The sequence below is a fragment of the Flagellimonas sp. genome (genome assembly GCF_965233845.1).
GTDB lineage: Bacteria > Bacteroidota > Bacteroidia > Flavobacteriales > Flavobacteriaceae > Flagellimonas.
Genome location: NZ_OZ247584.1, coordinates 1959103 through 1974778 on the forward strand (window position 1 = coordinate 1959103; position 15676 = coordinate 1974778).

Here is a 15676-nt window from a genome sequence, read left to right on the forward strand (position 1 = left end):
AGACTATGAGCGTGACAAAATATGTGGTAGCAATTCTAGCACTCCTCACCGCAATTTCATGTGGCAACAGACAAAAAGAAATATTGGTGTTCAGCAAAACTGCCGGGTTCAGGCATGAATCCATTGAGGCGGGAATTGCGGCCCTCCAAAAATTGGGATTGGAAAATGACCTTAAGGTGGTGACCACCGAGGACGCCTCATACATCGTGGAAGATTCCCTGAAAAATTATGACGCTGTGGTCTTTCTAAATACCACAGGTGACATTTTGAGTGCCACGCAGGAAGCTGATTTTGAACGCTATATACAGGCTGGAGGCGGTTTTGTGGGTATTCATGCCGCAACCGATACCGAATACGATTGGCCGTGGTACAACAAAATGGTGGGGGCCTACTTTATGGGTCATCCGGCAGTGCAGCCTGCCACCTTAGAGGTTATTAATCACACCCACCCTAGCACCAAAATATTGGATAGCACTTGGGTCAAGGAAGATGAGTGGTACAATTTCAAAAACATCAACACCGATGTCAATGTGTTGATCAATATTGATGAAAGTAGCTATGAAGGGGGAGAAAATGGGGATAACCACCCCATTTCCTGGTATCATGAATACGATGGCGGAAGAGCTTTTTACACAGCTATGGGCCATACTGATGAAACATTTACTGACGAGACTTTTTTAAAGCACCTTATGGGCGGAATAGATTATGCCACTGGTGGCGGTTCGTTGGATTACAGCAAGGCCAAGACAGAAAGAGTCCCTCTTGAGAACAGATTTACCAAAACAATCCTGGATTTTAACCTGGATGAACCCATGGAACTGGAAGAACTTCCAGGTAGAGGAATTCTATTTATTGAACGCCGGGGGAGTCTTAAATTGTACGACTTCAAAACTGCAACCACCAAGGTAATTGCCAAATTGGACCTATTTTATGGCAATGAGGACGGTCTTTTGGGATTGGCAGTGGATCCAAATTATGAAAAGAACAACTGGATTTATCTCTTTTATTCCTCTGCAGAAAAGGTGGAGCAACATGTTTCCCGCTTTACCCTTAAAGATGATGTCCTGGATCTGGATTCCGAAAAAATCTTGTTGCAGATTCCGCTGATACGCGAATGCTGCCACAGTGGCGGTGGCTTGGAATTTGGACCCGACGGTAATTTATTCATCGGTTTAGGAGACAACACCAATCCATTTGAATCTCAAGGGTTTGCACCAATTGATGAGCAAGAAGGAAGGGCACTTTGGGATGCCCAAAAATCCGCTGCCAACACCAACGACCTACGAGGTAAAATCTTGCGGATAAAACCCGAGGATGATGGCACTTATTCCATTCCAAAAGGGAACCTCTTTCCTGAAGGAACACCCAATACCCGACCTGAAATCTACGTAATGGGCTGCCGAAACCCGTTCCGGTTCCATATTGATTCCAAAACTGGTTATGTGTACTGGGGTGATGTGGGACCCGATGCTGGAAAGGGAGTCGAAGACCGTGGACCAAAGGGCATGGGTGAATTTGACCAAGCCAGAAAAGCAGGTTTTTGGGGATGGCCCTATACCCGTGGTAACAATCAACTGTACAACGATTACGACTTTGCCAAGAAAGAATCCGGGCCTAAGTTTGATCCCAACAATTTGGTCAATGATTCGCCGAACAACACTGGAATGAAGGAGCTTCCCCCTGCCCAGGAATCCATGATCTGGTATTCTTATGACCGTTCGGAAGAGTTTCCTTGGCTGGGCGAAGGAGGGGTAAATCCAATGGCAGGGGTGGTGTACCACTCCACGGATTATCCCAATGCCACCGAAAGTACTTTCCCCAAATATTTTGAGAACAAACTGTTTGTTTACGAATGGATGCGGGATTGGATCTATGTGGTGACGTTGGATGAAGACCAGAACTATGTAAAAGCAGACCCCTTTATGCCAAGCACTGAGTTTTCCCACCCAATGGACATGATCTTTGGTTCTGATGGAAAAATGTATATGCTGGAATACGGGCAAAAATGGAACTCCAGAAATTTGGACGCACGGTTAAGCCAAATATCCTACATTGAAGGAAATTTAAAGCCTGTAGCACAAATTACTTCCAGTGCGGAAATTGGTGCCGCTCCCCTATCCGTGGAGTTTTCCGGTTCGTCTTCCATTGATTATGATGGGGATGGACTAAGCTACGAATGGTCATTTTCAAACAGTTCTCAAGTAGAGTCCACCGAGGAATCTCCCGTTCACACCTTTCAGGAAGCCGGGTTGTACAATGTGCAGCTGAAGGTGACCGACCCCTTTGGTAACGCTGATGTGACCAACACCAAAATTTTGGTGGGCAATACCGCTCCAGAGCTCCAAATTCAGATTGAGCCCAAGGATTCTATGTATTTCAATAACAAAAAATTGACCTATAAGGTGGTGGTGAATGATGCGGAGGATGGAAATTCCGATAATGGGACTATCCCTGCAGATCAGATCAAGGTGACCTTTAGCTATATTCCCGAAGGTGAGGATATGATCAAGGCCACCCTGGGACACCAACAAAATGTGGTTCCTGATGGGAAAGTACTCATGGACGCCACCGATTGTGCGGCCTGTCATGCTGTAGATGTAAAAGTTAACGGTCCTAGCTATATGGAAGTTGCCGAGAAATATACCTCTGACGACCGCAATTATCTCATAGATCGGGTTAAAAAAGGAGGTTCCGGGGTTTGGGGCGAATCCCTGATGTCTGCCCACCCACAATTGGATATTGAGGAAATCGGGAAGATGGTGGACTACATCCTTTCCCTAAGTCCGGATAAAAAAGTGGAGGAAACCTTATTGCCACTTTCAGGCACCGTACGCTTTAGGGAACACATGCAGGGTAACAGCGGCGGAAAATATGTGTTGATGGCCTCTTATTTGGACCAAGGCAATGAGAAGGTCCCGAATTCTGAACTGGCCACAAGTTCGCAGGTGATTTTTACAACTTCCAAATTGGAAGCGGAAGCAGCTGACAAACTCAGTGATGATGTTGGGGAGTGGGAAGCCGGAGGTGCAGAGCTGGTAGGCTCCATTAAGCACGACAGTTTTATCGGTTTTGAAAACATTCATCTGAATGGCCTAAAGAGTATTAGTTTTTCAGCCTTCTATATTTCCGGCTACAACTATAAGGGGGTTCTGGAGATTCGGGAAGATTCTCCTGAAGGTACGGTTATCGGCAGTACGGCTCTAGGGTATTACCATGAGTCTGACGAAGGTTTTAGGAGTTACGAAATTCCGGTGAAACCCACAGCTAAGCAAAGCGCACTCTATCTGGTTTTCAAAAATCCAGTGGATGAGAAACAATTTGTAGCCAATGCCAATTGGATAATTCTTAACTATTAGATATATCGGAATCTGAGCTAGGGTTTGGCACAACTCCTATATATAAAGCTATGGTTATTAAACCTTCACCAAACTTTGCTGGATATTATCGGGAACCGCCTCAAAAGAAGAAAACACGGAATTGAAAGTAGCCTTGCCCTGTGTTAAAGAACGTAGATTTGTAGAATAACCGTAAAGCTCAACCTCCGGGGTATTGCATTTTAAAATCTGATACCGGTCCGCATTGTCTATTCCGAGAATGACGGATCTCCGCGATTGTAGATCGGTCATTACACTACCTACCATTTCTTCAGGTACTTTTACGGTCAACTCTCGAATGGGTTCCAGTAATTTGGGTTTGGCATTTAAAAATGCCGCCTTAAAGGCGTGCGCGCCAGCTATTTTAAAAGCTATGTCGTTCGAATCCACAGAGTGCATCCTGCCGTCATATACCATCACCCGTACATCCCTTATGTATGAACCGGTCAACGGTCCAGATTCCATTACTTCTAGAATTCCCTTTTTGATGGACGGCAAATACCGCAGGTCTATCACTCCACCCACAATGCAGTTGTAGAACACCAATTTACCGCCCCAAGGAAGTGCCATTTCCTCTTTTCCCCTAATATTGAACCCCTCGGGCTCCGGTATTCCCTCATACCACGGTTCAATTTTAAGGTGTACCTGCGCAAACTGCCCAGCCCCACCTGATTGTTTTTTATGTCTATAATTGGCAGTGGACGACCTCTTTATGGTTTCCCTGTACGCAATCTTGGGTTGTTTAAATTCAGCTTTGACCCCATAATTGTTTTCAAGCGTCCATCCAATAGTTGCCAAGTGAAGCTCACCCTGGCAGCCCAAAATCTGTTGTTTTAACTCCTTGGAATAGGTAACCACCACTGTAGGGTCTTGGCTATGTATTTTCTTTAGGGCATCACTCAGCTTTTCTTCATCCGCCTGTTTTTGGGCAACCACAGACTTACGGGTTCTAGGCTCTGGGTAGATTATGGGTCTTATGGTCACCTGATGGCCCTGTTTGTACAGTGTATCATTGGTTTCGGTATGTTTCAATTTTAGAGTGGCTCCTATATCGCCAACCATCAGTTTTGAAACCGGTTCCCGTTTCTTTCCATCCATAATAAAGAGCTGGTGTAAGATTTCCATTTCTCCGGTGCGGGAGTTAACAAGTTTGTCATTGGCATGGATGATACCTGATTTTACCTTAAAGAAGGTTAATTGCCCCAAATTGGGCATGTGCACCGTTTTAAAAACAAACAGTACTGTTGGTGCCTCCGTTGTTCGCAAAACAGTTTTTCCCTCCACACTTTGCTCCGGTTTTAGATCGGCAGCTGCAGGAGCTACATTGTCAATAAAGCCCATTAACCTGCCACTGCCCATATCTTGAAGTGCAGATACACAGAAAACCGGAAAAAGTTCATGGTTAAGCATACCTGCCTTGATACCCTGGCGCATTTCGTCTTCGCTAAGGGTACCCTTTTCAAAGAATAGTTCCATCAGTTCCTCATCGTTCTCTGCTGCTTTTTCTACCAGCTCATTGTGCAATTGGTCTGCCAATGCTTTTTGATCCTCTGGTATGGGCAATTTTTCAGGCTTTCCGCCTTGTGCTGGAAATTTGTAGAGTTTCATTTTCAACACATCAAGAATGCATTGCGCCCCAGCAATGACCAGAGGGTATTGGATTTTAACGGCATTGTTGCCAACCAATTCCTTGATTTCCTTAAAACTATCCTCAAAACTGGCATTCTTATGGTCTATTTGATTTACCACAAACAATGTGGGTTTGTTGTAAAGGTCAATTTGGTTCCAAATAATCTGTGTGCCTATCTCTACCCCGTGCCTGGCATTGATCACTGTGACAACCGTATCTGCCACCCTGATGGAAGAAAGTATTTCCCCAATAAAGTCATCCAGGCCAGGGGTGTCAATGATGTTAATCTTGTAATTGCGCCATTCGGTGTGCAAAGGGGTTGCAAAAACAGAAGCACCTCTCTGGTGCTCTATTTCATGATAATCCGATACCGTATTTTTACCTTCCACAGTGCCCCGTCTATTGAGCAATCCTGCCTCAAAAAGCATGGTTTCGGCCAAGGTGGTCTTCCCACTGTTGTTGGCTCCCACAAATACGATGTTCTTTATATGTTTATCATCATATACTTTCATAACCCTAAGTGTTTAGCTCATAAAAATCCCAAAATGTTTGTTCTTAAAACATGATATTTAACACCTCTTTATCTGAAACAAAGCGTGCTACCGACCTAACAAGAAGATATTGAAAAGTTTGAAGCTATTAGATTCACTATCAAGATAATAAATATCTGATCAGCATGCAATCGGCATCATTTTTTCAGTAGGTCGTCTTGGTTGAATTGAGATTTGCTAAGATTTCCTAACGGGCAAGTAAATCCAATTTCTAGCTTGTATGGCTTTAAAACTTGAAATCGCTACTATTTTCCTTCTTTTTTCCCCTCGCCAAAGATTTGCCAGGCATCTATGGTAAGCTCGCTTCCAGTATCAGAATTGGTATAAATGATATAGCCCATTTTCAACTTGTCGTAAATTTCAAATTGGCATTTGAAATCCCCGTTGTTTCCGCCATGGTAAAACGTGTTGCCATAATCCGTTTCCCGAATAAAAATACCTAGACCTGCACCCTCTTTCTTGTCCGCGTTATTCCAATATTCGGGATCTGAGTCAGTGTGAATCTCCAAAAATTCAGAATACGTACTTGGTTTCAACCCTTTTCTCTCCAGAATGGTAAGGGCATATTTGGCAAATGCTTTAGCCTCCGTATGCATGCTAAACGCCATGCCAGCGTATTGTGGAATGCCCCAATTGGTAGGATGACCTCCCACATGTCCATCGGATACCACCTTGCGTAGGGCCTCACTATCACTAAATTCCATATGGTACAGTTCGTTGGGCGCTATCAATTCCTCATCAAGAATTTGCTCAATGGTTTTGCCGGTAATTTTAACCACCACACGCTTTAGATATTCAAATCCTTCCCCGGAATAGCCATATTTTTCACCGGGTTCAGCAATCATCTCAATTCCCCAATTAGGCAGACCACTACGATGGATCAGTACGTGTCTGGCCGTCATCTTTTTATATGCTGGGTACTCCTCTAGCTGCTCAAATGGAAGATATTCATGTAAAGGCCTATCCATATCAATGATGTTGCGATCCGCCAACCGTAGCACCACATAAGCAAAAACAGGTTTGGTGATAGAGGCGGCCTCAAACAAGGTCTTATCGTCCACGGGTTCCTTGGTCACCGAATTCTTTACCCCATAGGTTTTATGATACACCACTTTTCCATCTTTGATCAAAGCCAATGAGACACCCGGAATATTGTAATGCTCTTGGTAGCCCTCAATGATCTGGTCGACCTGTTTTTTCGATGCTTCATTGAAATCATGCAGCAACCCTACTTCGGGAATCATATTGGGTTCTGGAAGCATCTTGACCTCCAAAGTAGGAATTGGATCATGGCCATCCTTGCCCAATGAAAAAGTTACGGGCGCTGTTGGTGCCATTCTGTGGAATCGGTAATCAACCTGCACAATTTTGGTTGGTACTTCTATTTGATAACCCCCAACAGGCAAGGGCACGGAAAAATTCCCTGTTGAATCCACCACGGTCTGAACCCACATGTCCTCATTGTCCAGACTGCTCATTCTAATACTAATGGGAACGGAAGTTTCATTCACTCCAAAGGCGTCCACCTTGCCTTTCACCAAGCCAATTTCAGTAGCATCAGCAATAAAAATTACATTGCCCAATCGATCCGGGTTTGCCACCTTTTGTGTTCCCTTGCCCCAAGAAAACCAGGTAAAGCTTTCGTCTTCATCTTTGTCAACCACCACTACATCCATTCCCAAGGACATGCCTTCTTCAATTTTCCGGTCCAGTTTTACCTTCCACTCAACGGTTTTTCCCGTATCGGTTACATTTTTTGCCATCTCCACCTTGTCCCAAGCAGTTCTTGCCCCGTAAGCATTGCGATCATTCCCGTATTCACTGTACTGGGTTACCGGCGATCCTGTTTTTAAGCTTTTCTCGTTGATATACAACTCCAAACCATCCTGATTGTCCCAAAAAGACAACTCAGGGGACTCTACGACCAGGGATTCATCTGCAATTTCCATGGCAATATAGATCTCCCTCTGATCGGCATTATAGCCAATTCTAAAATTGCCCTGAAAGTCTTCATTGTTGTTGGGAGCTTTGCCCAATTCCGCATTTTTGATTGGGTAGGAGTGAATATCCGAAGGCCATTCCGAAAGATTCCCGTCCAAAGTGATGTTGTCCATGGGAACGGCATAAGCAATGGCAGCATTGGTGTCTATTATAGTTGCCTCCTTTGAATTTTGACAAGAGAACAGTAAAAAAATGGCCGGTAAAAAAGTGCAAAAAAGAACGTGGGTCTGGAAAGAGGAATGGGATTTTTTCATGATGTGGTCTATTAGTTGTTAAACTAATGAGTCCCTAAAAATCAAACTGTTACAGTATAACAACAATTCTTTCCAAGGAGGAGGCCCAAATCAATTAAACCCCAGATCGGAAACTGCCCAAACACCAAGCCATGCACACGGTCCTCCTACCACTCACAGGACTCGTTCGTTTCCTGGTAGTCCGATAATTTTAGAGTGGGTATAGACTGCCCATCCCCTACTTTAATGCACCACAAGTCCGGATTTCGGTTGGCACTCAGGTAGTCCAGCGCTTCAAAAGTGCTGACATCCAAATGGCTCAGTACGTTGCTGAAGCAGGATAAATAGCTGAGCTGTGGTTTGTCTCCAAATTCAATCTGGGTAAGTTGATTATCCCCAACGTCTATGGTCTCCAAAAGGGTATTTTGGGTAAGATCCAACTGGGTGAGCTTGTTGGTGGGCATGTACAGACTTTCCAACTGGGTAGCAGCACTCACATCAATGGACACTAGATCATTATGACTTATAAGCAGGTTGACCACACCAGGATTCTCAAAGGTAAATTCCTTAAAATTGTTAAAGGAAAGGTTTAACCATTGTAGGCTGGTTGCCGCTGACAGCCCTGTCACCTCCTCCAGGTCGTTTACTTTTAAGTCCAGCTTGATCAAGGCCTTGTTTTGGCTCAAATCAATTACGGTGAGGTCGTTACCGGATAAATCCAAGGTGTCCAAAAGTACATTCTGGCTTAGATCGATCGTGGACAAGCGGTTGCCAAGGGCAAAAAATCGTTTTAGCTTGGGAAAGCCTTCTATTCCGGTAAGGTCGTGGATTTCTTCTGCTTCGGTTTGGCTGGATACATCTAGGTACTCCACCTGCGCGGCATCGGATTTGAGGACTCTTTCATTGACCACCCCATCAGAGTCAATGCCCAAGCTGATCAGCTTGGATTCAAACTGGGCATCTGGGATGTGTATCTCGGTTGCGGGATCAATGTTGTTGGTGTCATCGTTATTGGAACATGAGGAAAGGAGTGCCAAAAGCACTAGCGAAAAGCTGGAAATTTTAAAATCCATAAGGAAATCTTGATTGTTTTTTGATTTGATAAATAAGCAAACAACCTAGCAATAACCGTACCCTAAATGCAATAATTTTCCGCTAAGCTAGCAATGAGGGGGTTAGCTTTTTTGGCAGTAGGTGCCATCCATGTCCTTTTGGCAGCCACGGACAACCTAGCTCTTGGAAACCAAAGGGAACACCCCCTGCAACTTGGGCATCCGAAGCCATAGGGCCAGCCAAAGCAGGATTCCAAAAATTACGGGAAATGTCACTTCGAGATGTCATCCTGAGCGCCCGCCGCCCAGAGTCTTTTGCGGAGGGCAGGCAGTTGAAGGAGCATAGAGAAGTCCTAAAAACCGTTTGTCCAAAGTAGGTCTCGACTGCCTGCCCGTTCCGGTCAAGGTCGGCGCTCGACCTGACAAATGTTTTGTGGAACCCAAGTTAAGGTGCAATTAAGTTGTATATAGTTTGTATCTTTTTGCCGCTATTGACCTCTCGCAGCATGCCCCGCAAATTTTATATATAGCATATGAACGTCCATCTTACCAAAGAACAGAAGATTAAGGTCTTAAATTCTGTTGATGTGTACCATGTAATGCAGCAGATATTACTGCGCGAAAACAAGATCCGCCGCAACCAAGAACATTTTTGGGTGGTGGGGCTCAATGGCAAGAACAAGATCCAGTTTATTGAGTTGATCGCCCTGGGTGCCGTGAATAGGGTAAATGTTGACCCGCCCGATGTGTTTAGAATGGCCATTTACAAACTGGCCACTAAAGTTATTTTTGTACACAACCATCCCAGTGGCTCAGTAGAAATCTCCAAAGGAGACCAAGAGGTTACGGACCGTTTGTTTAAGGTGGGCAAGCTGATCAATATTGAGGTGGCGGACCACCTGATCATTACCGAGGAGGACTATGCCAGCTTTGCGGACGAGGGCATTATGGATGAAATAAAAAACTCCGGCCTATTTGAGATCATGGGGCCAGAACGAAAGGAACTTGAACAATGGAAGATCGATACGGAAAAGAAAAGGGCTAGAAATGAAAGCCTAAAGGAGGTGGCCAAGAAAATGAAAGCCAAAGGTTATGATGATGCTACTATAAAAGAACTTACGGGGTTGAGTGATGATGATGTGGGGAGGTTGTAGGATATTTTATTCTATTTTCTTTAATTCGTTGGTTGACGGGTCAACGTAAAAAGTCATTTGGCTTGAGTATGGCAATTTTACTTCTTTCCCATACCACTTACCCCAAATTTCTCCATTTTCTTTTATTTCAACATTTTCTTTTTTTTCTACGTACCAATAGATGCAATCTCTATATTCATCCAAGTACTTAGGTTGAACACGCGTTAAAAATTCGGAATAAATGTCATCAAAATTTTTTCCTACTTTGGAGTATAACCACCTTTTTACTAATGAAGTGCTAAATATGAATAATGGTAGTTTTTGTCCCTCATAGATTCTTTTTGAGGAAGGTCTTCAAAGTCAATACTTTTTTTTGAATTCCTATTGTCTGAATAATCTCCATTCGATTTAAGTCTCGAACGAGAGCCAGAAGTTTTACGTATCAGCCATTTACTCATTTCTTTGTTTTAATGATTTCTAACGTTTTGGTTTTGATTTCTAAACGCAATCATATTTTATATGAATAATTGAATGTAGCTCAAAATCATAATTAAACCTCAAAGTATCATCCAATTATTTATCATCATAATGAAACCTGCATTGAATGATAATGCATTGTTGGTCAACACCCTTTTTGCCCATTACTTTATACACCAGTCTATGCTCTCCGGTAATTCTTCTAGACCAAAAACCTTTTAACCCATGCCGTAAAGGCTCGGGCTTGCCCAACCCTTTAAAAGGGTTTTGTTTAATAGATCGTAAAAGTGCCTTTATTTTGATGGCGGTGTCGGTATCGGTTTCCAGCCAATACCCAAAATCTTCCCATCCGTGGGCGGTAAAATTAATGTTCATTCAGGGGTGGCTTCAATTTCGTCTTCGGTGTATTGGAACAAATCCCCATTATTTATTTGCTCCATAGATTCCCTAAGCCTTTCCCTATTGGCCCTTGTGGATAATAAATGTTCCGTTTCCTTCAATGCATTGTACTCACTGATCGGCATAATCACCACGGCATCCTCTTCCTTGCTTCGCGGCACAACAATGATCTCCAAGGATTTGGAGACGAAGTCAAAATGCTTCTTCATGTTTTTTCGCAAAGCGGATATGGTTATGGCTCTCATGAAAACGGATTGAAATGTACAATATATTGTACATGTAAACGTACAAAATATATACCAGAAAAACAAGTACAGGGTTTTTCAGAGCACTAGTGCAGAACCAACATACTAACCTCTTCTTTGGATTTCTGTATACAATTTCTGGTAAGTTGTCACCTCAACACTTAAGTGTTGTGCAGCAGTAACCACATAACCTACTAAACTCTCTACTTCAGTATCGGCCTTTTTGTTTTGGAAATCGGAGTGCAAGGAAGAAGTTGCCGTACCGGGCAGGCTTTCCAGTTTGGCAAGCACTTCTTCGGGCATATTGCTGGAGATGGCGATGCCCTTGGCTTGCGCTACTTGGGCTACTTCATTTACCAGAGCGGTAAGGGTGTTGCGTTTATCGGTATCGGCAAGAATGGGGCCTACGGAAGCATCAAAATAGGTGGTGGCCGTGGCCATTACCGAGATAAAGACAAACTTTTCCCAGATCACCTTTTCAATATGCGGGGTAAGGGTTACCGCTACCCCAGCCATTCGTAGTAGGTTCTCCAGGGTGTACAGTCGGGCATCGGAACCGCCCTCCACACCAAAGAACAGCTTCTTAATGTTGCCCAGGTTTTCCACCACTCCGGGTCGGGAGAGTCGGGCAATGATATACACACAGCCATCGCACACCAGGTTGTTGGGCAATAATTTTTGGATGCGATCCCTACAGTCCACCCCATTGAGCAAGGGCAGGATTACCGTTTGTGGGCCAATACAGGGAGCCAATTGCCGTACGGTTTGCTCAAGGTCATAACTTTTGGTGCAGACAATAATATAGTCCACCTCGCCAATTTCTCTGGCATTGTCCGAGGCCATTTTGGGAACAGCCACAAATTGCTCTTCGCCCTCAACAACTGTTAAGCCCGCCTCTTGGATTTTCTCCAGATGGGCACCCCGCGCCAAAAAGCTTATCTCCACCCTTGGGCTGTCCTCAAATTGTTTGGCTAGCAGGCCTCCAAAGAAGCCGCCCACCCCTCCTATTCCGGCAATCAAGATTTTGGTCATCTGTACTGTTTTTTACGGTAAGGTAGCGCTTATCGAAAATATCAAAAAGTCAAAAGATTCTTTCAAACTTTATCACGATAATCCTTAGTTTAGCCGTTTTTTAAAATTAAACCCATTTATCCTTTCCATGAAGTCCCAAATTACCAGTCTACTGCTTGTTCTTCTAATTTTTGTTTCCTGCTCTAAAGACAGCTCCGATGGCGGTGCCCCGGGCACGGTCAACATTACCTCTATTTCCAATAAGGACATCATTGCGGAGCCGACTAAAATTACGGCAAATATCGAAGGTGGGGACATCCAAGGAAGCACCATTGAAGTTTTTCTGGACGAGAACAGCATCCATGTTGCGGAAAGCAAAGCCTCCATTGCGTTGGATTTTGACCCCGAGGATTATGAAACCGGACCCCATGTGCTAAAAATAACCGTGACCGGGAAAAATGGAGAAACGGAAACCACCGAACGCAACTTTGAAGTACACCGAAAATTGGTCACTATAAATCTCCCGGAGAACACGGTAAGCCAATACATCATAAATGCTGTTGTTTTTGCTTCTAAAATGGATGGTAGTCTACTGTCTGCACAGCGATTTACCAATGAAGACCGAGTGCTTGTGGTCACCTCGCCAGAGGAGTTTGGGATGGACGAAGAATTTATGCTATCCTTTGCCTTAACGGACAACGGATCGGCCACAAGCATGTCCACCCATGCAAACTTTACACGTAACAACCCTGGAACCATCAATTTGACCCAACCACACCGAGGAGAAGATGTTGACGTAAAAACCTATCCTATAAGCGGTTTTAGCGAACATAATAGAATATGGTCCAATAATGTAACGGATCCATCTAAATCCGGATATAGACTTGATCTTGATACCAACGAGGGTACTTTTACCGTCCACCTGATTGAAGACCCCAACTTTGATGTAGGTGATCCAGAGATAATCTATATGTATGGGTATGGTGACACGGGCAATCGCCAATATTTGACCCTTCATCCTCCTCTTGCAAGTGATTTTGTACTGGACAAAGCCGATTTTGTAACCGATGGACTTGAACAGCGTAACATGACATTAAATTCGTCCAATGGTTTTGAGAACAACTCTTTTTTCATGAACGTTTATGGTTACTGGAAAGAAAAGGATTTTGAGATCAACAATTTCCATTTAATGGAAAATAAGAGCAGTTCTGTTTACCCTGGTACCCAAATTGACTATACATTGAATACCAACTTTTATGATTATAGGTATTGGATGACCTTCTCCAACTATTATGCAGCTGGTACCGGTGCACTTAAAGACAGCTATACAATTCCGGAGAATACACTGGATTTCACCTATGCTAACAATGTTGTGGATTTTGAAGTTACCGGAACCGACCATATTATCGGTAGGATACGCATGAATAATGGAGGAACTTATCCTGTTTATGTTTGGGACATCACCTTTGACAGTAAATCCATTTCTAGTATTCCGTTGCCCCAGTTGCCTCCTGAAATGTATGAATCCAATCTCCTCTTACGGTACGAAAACAATTTGTTGAAAATTAAATCTACTGAATTGGTGTCGTATGAAGGAATTTCCGATTACGACGAATATGTGCAAAAAGTACTCCAGGACGATAAAGACCCCTTGCAGATTACCGGAGGCCAGGAACTGATCTATAACAGCACCACGCCGTTTCTTGAAGGGCCTATTGAGGATTTTCCATTCCACTAGAGGGTAAGTATCCTATAAATACCTTTTTTTAATAATGTTGATGTGGTGCAGCTCATGCCCAATAATGGTTCGTAAAAAATCGGAAAGGGCTACCTTCTGATCTTTTGCCTTGCCCTTGATTTGCAATTGCTCTGTGGAAAGGGAACATACAAAACTGTGGCTGGCCTTTCGCACGTTTTTATAATCCGTAAGCAGTTCTTGGAAAGATTGTTCATCAAACCTAGCGTTTTGCACCAATGCTTCTTGATCATACCCCCAAAGTTGCAGTTGTTGGTTACGGCTCAACCAAAAGGCACGGCTCATTTTGATCCGCTCATGATCTACAATATGTCCCAACACCTGCTTGATGCTCCATTTACCCGGCACATATCGGAAAGTGGACTTTTCCTCACTGATCGTTTCCAAAAATGAGAGCGTGGCCGTTGATGCAAAAAGGGTCTGGCAATCGGAATTGCCAGCCAGATCCAGATAATACGGAAATCCATCTTGAGGTGAATAGGTCATGGTTTGTATTGGGATTATTGTGATTCTTACCATTGGAAAGATACAGCCTTTGCCCCTACCGACCAACCATGATCATTTATCAATACAACTTGATGGCATTAAAGCTTTTCTTATAATCATCCAGGGCTTCAAAAGCATCCAGCGCCTCTACCGAATCATTGCGTTCCACCCATTTTCTGAGTTTGTCCGTACCGTTGATCAAATCTATAGGGTTTTGGTCATAATTGTATTCGTAGGGTGGTTGTTTCCATTTAAAATCCTCCCCAAGCACATGGTACAACTCCCGGATCACAAACTGCCCTACCCGCCAGGGTTTAAAGGTCTTCCTATCCGTCACATGGATTTGGAACCCACCACAGACCGTATTCCCATGCTTTTGAAAAGTAGGTAGAAAGGTAATGGGCCTCAGCTTAAAACCTTCCAATTTGGATGCCTTTATACTTCGGGAAATTCGCTTTTCATATAAAGCATAAGGTTCAATTTTTGGGTGTCCCACAATTTCCAAAGGCTGCGAGGTACCTCGGCCTTCACTTAGCTGGGTACCCTCCAGAAAAACCGTTGCCGGAAAGGTGATGGTGCTCTCAGGCCGTGCAATATTGGGCGATGGTAAAAACCAAGGCAGGCCGGTATCCTCAAAATACATGGCTCTATGCCAATATTTCATTTGAATGACCTCAAGCTTTGCTTTCTTTTTGGCCCACAGCTTTTGGTGCATCAGCCCCACCTCACCTATGGTGAGTGCATGGCGAATGGGTAAGGGATGCAGGCCCACAAAGGAAACAAAATCAGCTTCCACCAGATTCCCCTCCATATCTTCCCCATTAATGGGGTTGGGACGATCCAGTACGATCACCTGAATATCCTTGTCGGCACATTTCTCCAACAAAAGCGTAAGCGTATAGATGTAGGTGTAGATCCTACAGCCCACATCCTGAAGATCCACAAAGATATGATCAATGTCCTCCAACATTTCATCCGTGGGAATGCGCGTTTCCGAATAGAGGGAATAAACCGGAATCTGAAAATAGGGATGTATGGTATGGTCGGTCTCTACCATATTGTCCTGCACATCGGTAGAAAAACCATGTTGGGGGCCAAACAGTTTTATAAACCGGGGGCCAAACATTTCCTTAAACCGAATGGTGGCATGGGTATAAGTGCTATCCACGGATGCGTTATGGCATAGCAGGGCCACCTTGCCCTTAAATTGTTGCTGAAGGCTTTTGTCCTGGGTCAGAACATCAAGACCTGATAAAACTTTCATTTGTTCGTTGTTTGGTTGAATTCGAATTTAGAGCAGTCAGGAATTGTACGGGGACAACTGGATT

General features: G+C 43.9%; 12 protein-coding genes. 3 read left to right on the forward strand and 9 right to left on the reverse strand.

Annotated elements, in window-relative coordinates; all coding sequences use genetic code 11:
• Positions 1-5: 5 nt before the first annotated feature.
• The gene (locus tag ACO6S0_RS08585) at positions 6-3356 is read left to right on the forward strand and encodes a ThuA domain-containing protein (protein WP_422351572.1); all 3351 of its coding nucleotides are present in this window, start codon (positions 6-8) and stop codon (positions 3354-3356) included.
• 57 nt (positions 3357-3413) lie between these two features.
• Here the strand turns inward: ACO6S0_RS08585 and ACO6S0_RS08590 are convergent, their stop codons facing one another.
• From ACO6S0_RS08590 to ACO6S0_RS08600, 3 genes are all read right to left on the reverse strand, one after another.
• Positions 3414-5516, reverse strand: coding sequence for an elongation factor G (locus ACO6S0_RS08590; RefSeq protein WP_422351573.1), 2103 nt, complete (start codon positions 5514-5516; stop codon positions 3414-3416).
• A 284-nt stretch (positions 5517-5800) separates the two neighbouring features.
• A complete protein-coding gene (locus ACO6S0_RS08595) occupies positions 5801-7810 on the reverse strand; it encodes a serine hydrolase (RefSeq protein ID WP_422351574.1) in 2010 nt (669 codons plus the stop codon).
• A gap of 146 nt (positions 7811-7956) precedes the next feature.
• A complete protein-coding gene (locus ACO6S0_RS08600; protein ID WP_422351575.1) occupies positions 7957-8862 on the reverse strand; it encodes a hypothetical protein in 906 nt (301 codons plus the stop codon).
• A 512-nt stretch (positions 8863-9374) separates the two neighbouring features.
• On the opposite strand from ACO6S0_RS08600, the gene ACO6S0_RS08605 reads away from it, so the two are divergent.
• The gene (locus ACO6S0_RS08605) at positions 9375-9995 is read left to right on the forward strand and encodes a JAB domain-containing protein (protein WP_422351576.1); all 621 of its coding nucleotides are present in this window, start codon (positions 9375-9377) and stop codon (positions 9993-9995) included.
• Positions 9996-10001: 6 nt separating this feature from the next.
• Here the strand turns inward: ACO6S0_RS08605 and ACO6S0_RS08610 are convergent, their stop codons facing one another.
• The 4 genes from ACO6S0_RS08610 to ACO6S0_RS08625 form a co-directional block, all read right to left on the reverse strand.
• Positions 10002-10178: a hypothetical protein gene (locus tag ACO6S0_RS08610; RefSeq protein WP_422351577.1), complete on the reverse strand. Its 177-nt coding sequence runs from the start codon at positions 10176-10178 to the stop codon at positions 10002-10004.
• 369 nt (positions 10179-10547) lie between these two features.
• Positions 10548-10826 carry a Txe/YoeB family addiction module toxin gene (locus tag ACO6S0_RS08615; protein WP_422351578.1) on the reverse strand — a complete coding sequence of 93 codons (279 nt, stop codon included), beginning with the start codon at positions 10824-10826 and terminating at the stop codon, positions 10548-10550.
• A complete protein-coding gene (locus ACO6S0_RS08620) occupies positions 10823-11095 on the reverse strand; it encodes a type II toxin-antitoxin system Phd/YefM family antitoxin (protein WP_422351579.1) in 273 nt (90 codons plus the stop codon). The genes ACO6S0_RS08615 and ACO6S0_RS08620 overlap by 4 nt, the downstream gene beginning before the upstream one ends.
• Before the next feature lie 105 nt (positions 11096-11200).
• Complete coding sequence (locus ACO6S0_RS08625; protein ID WP_422351580.1) at positions 11201-12127, reverse strand: ketopantoate reductase family protein; 927 nt, start codon at positions 12125-12127, stop codon at positions 11201-11203.
• Between the two features lie 127 nt (positions 12128-12254).
• Between ACO6S0_RS08625 and ACO6S0_RS08630 the strand changes: the two genes are divergently transcribed.
• Positions 12255-13844 (forward strand): hypothetical protein, encoded by a 1590-nt coding sequence (locus ACO6S0_RS08630; protein WP_422351581.1) that lies wholly within the window; start codon positions 12255-12257, stop codon positions 13842-13844.
• A gap of 12 nt (positions 13845-13856) precedes the next feature.
• Here the strand turns inward: ACO6S0_RS08630 and ACO6S0_RS08635 are convergent, their stop codons facing one another.
• On the reverse strand, positions 13857-14348 hold the full coding sequence (locus ACO6S0_RS08635; RefSeq protein ID WP_422351582.1) for a DinB family protein: 492 nt from the start codon (positions 14346-14348) through the stop codon (positions 13857-13859).
• A 79-nt stretch (positions 14349-14427) separates the two neighbouring features.
• Positions 14428-15612: an exo-beta-N-acetylmuramidase NamZ family protein gene (locus ACO6S0_RS08640; protein WP_422351583.1), complete on the reverse strand. Its 1185-nt coding sequence runs from the start codon at positions 15610-15612 to the stop codon at positions 14428-14430.
• Positions 15613-15676: the final 64 nt, after the last annotated feature.

Bases quoted from the DNA above. Each gene is read 5' to 3' on its own strand.
- ACO6S0_RS08585 (WP_422351572.1), top strand. From the start codon at position 6: ATGAGCGTGACAAAATATGTGGTAGCAATTCTAGCACTCCTCACCGCA.
- ACO6S0_RS08590 (WP_422351573.1), bottom strand. From the start codon at position 5,516: ATGAAAGTATATGATGATAAACATATAAAGAACATCGTATTTGTGGGA.
- ACO6S0_RS08595 (WP_422351574.1), bottom strand. From the start codon at position 7,810: ATGAAAAAATCCCATTCCTCTTTCCAGACCCACGTTCTTTTTTGCACT.
- ACO6S0_RS08600 (WP_422351575.1), bottom strand. From the start codon at position 8,862: ATGGATTTTAAAATTTCCAGCTTTTCGCTAGTGCTTTTGGCACTCCTT.
- ACO6S0_RS08605 (WP_422351576.1), top strand. From the start codon at position 9,375: ATGAACGTCCATCTTACCAAAGAACAGAAGATTAAGGTCTTAAATTCT.
- ACO6S0_RS08615 (WP_422351578.1), bottom strand. From the start codon at position 10,826: ATGAACATTAATTTTACCGCCCACGGATGGGAAGATTTTGGGTATTGG.
- ACO6S0_RS08620 (WP_422351579.1), bottom strand. From the start codon at position 11,095: ATGAGAGCCATAACCATATCCGCTTTGCGAAAAAACATGAAGAAGCAT.
- ACO6S0_RS08625 (WP_422351580.1), bottom strand. From the start codon at position 12,127: ATGACCAAAATCTTGATTGCCGGAATAGGAGGGGTGGGCGGCTTCTTT.
- ACO6S0_RS08630 (WP_422351581.1), top strand. From the start codon at position 12,255: ATGAAGTCCCAAATTACCAGTCTACTGCTTGTTCTTCTAATTTTTGTT.
- ACO6S0_RS08635 (WP_422351582.1), bottom strand. From the start codon at position 14,348: ATGACCTATTCACCTCAAGATGGATTTCCGTATTATCTGGATCTGGCT.
- ACO6S0_RS08640 (WP_422351583.1), bottom strand. From the start codon at position 15,612: ATGAAAGTTTTATCAGGTCTTGATGTTCTGACCCAGGACAAAAGCCTT.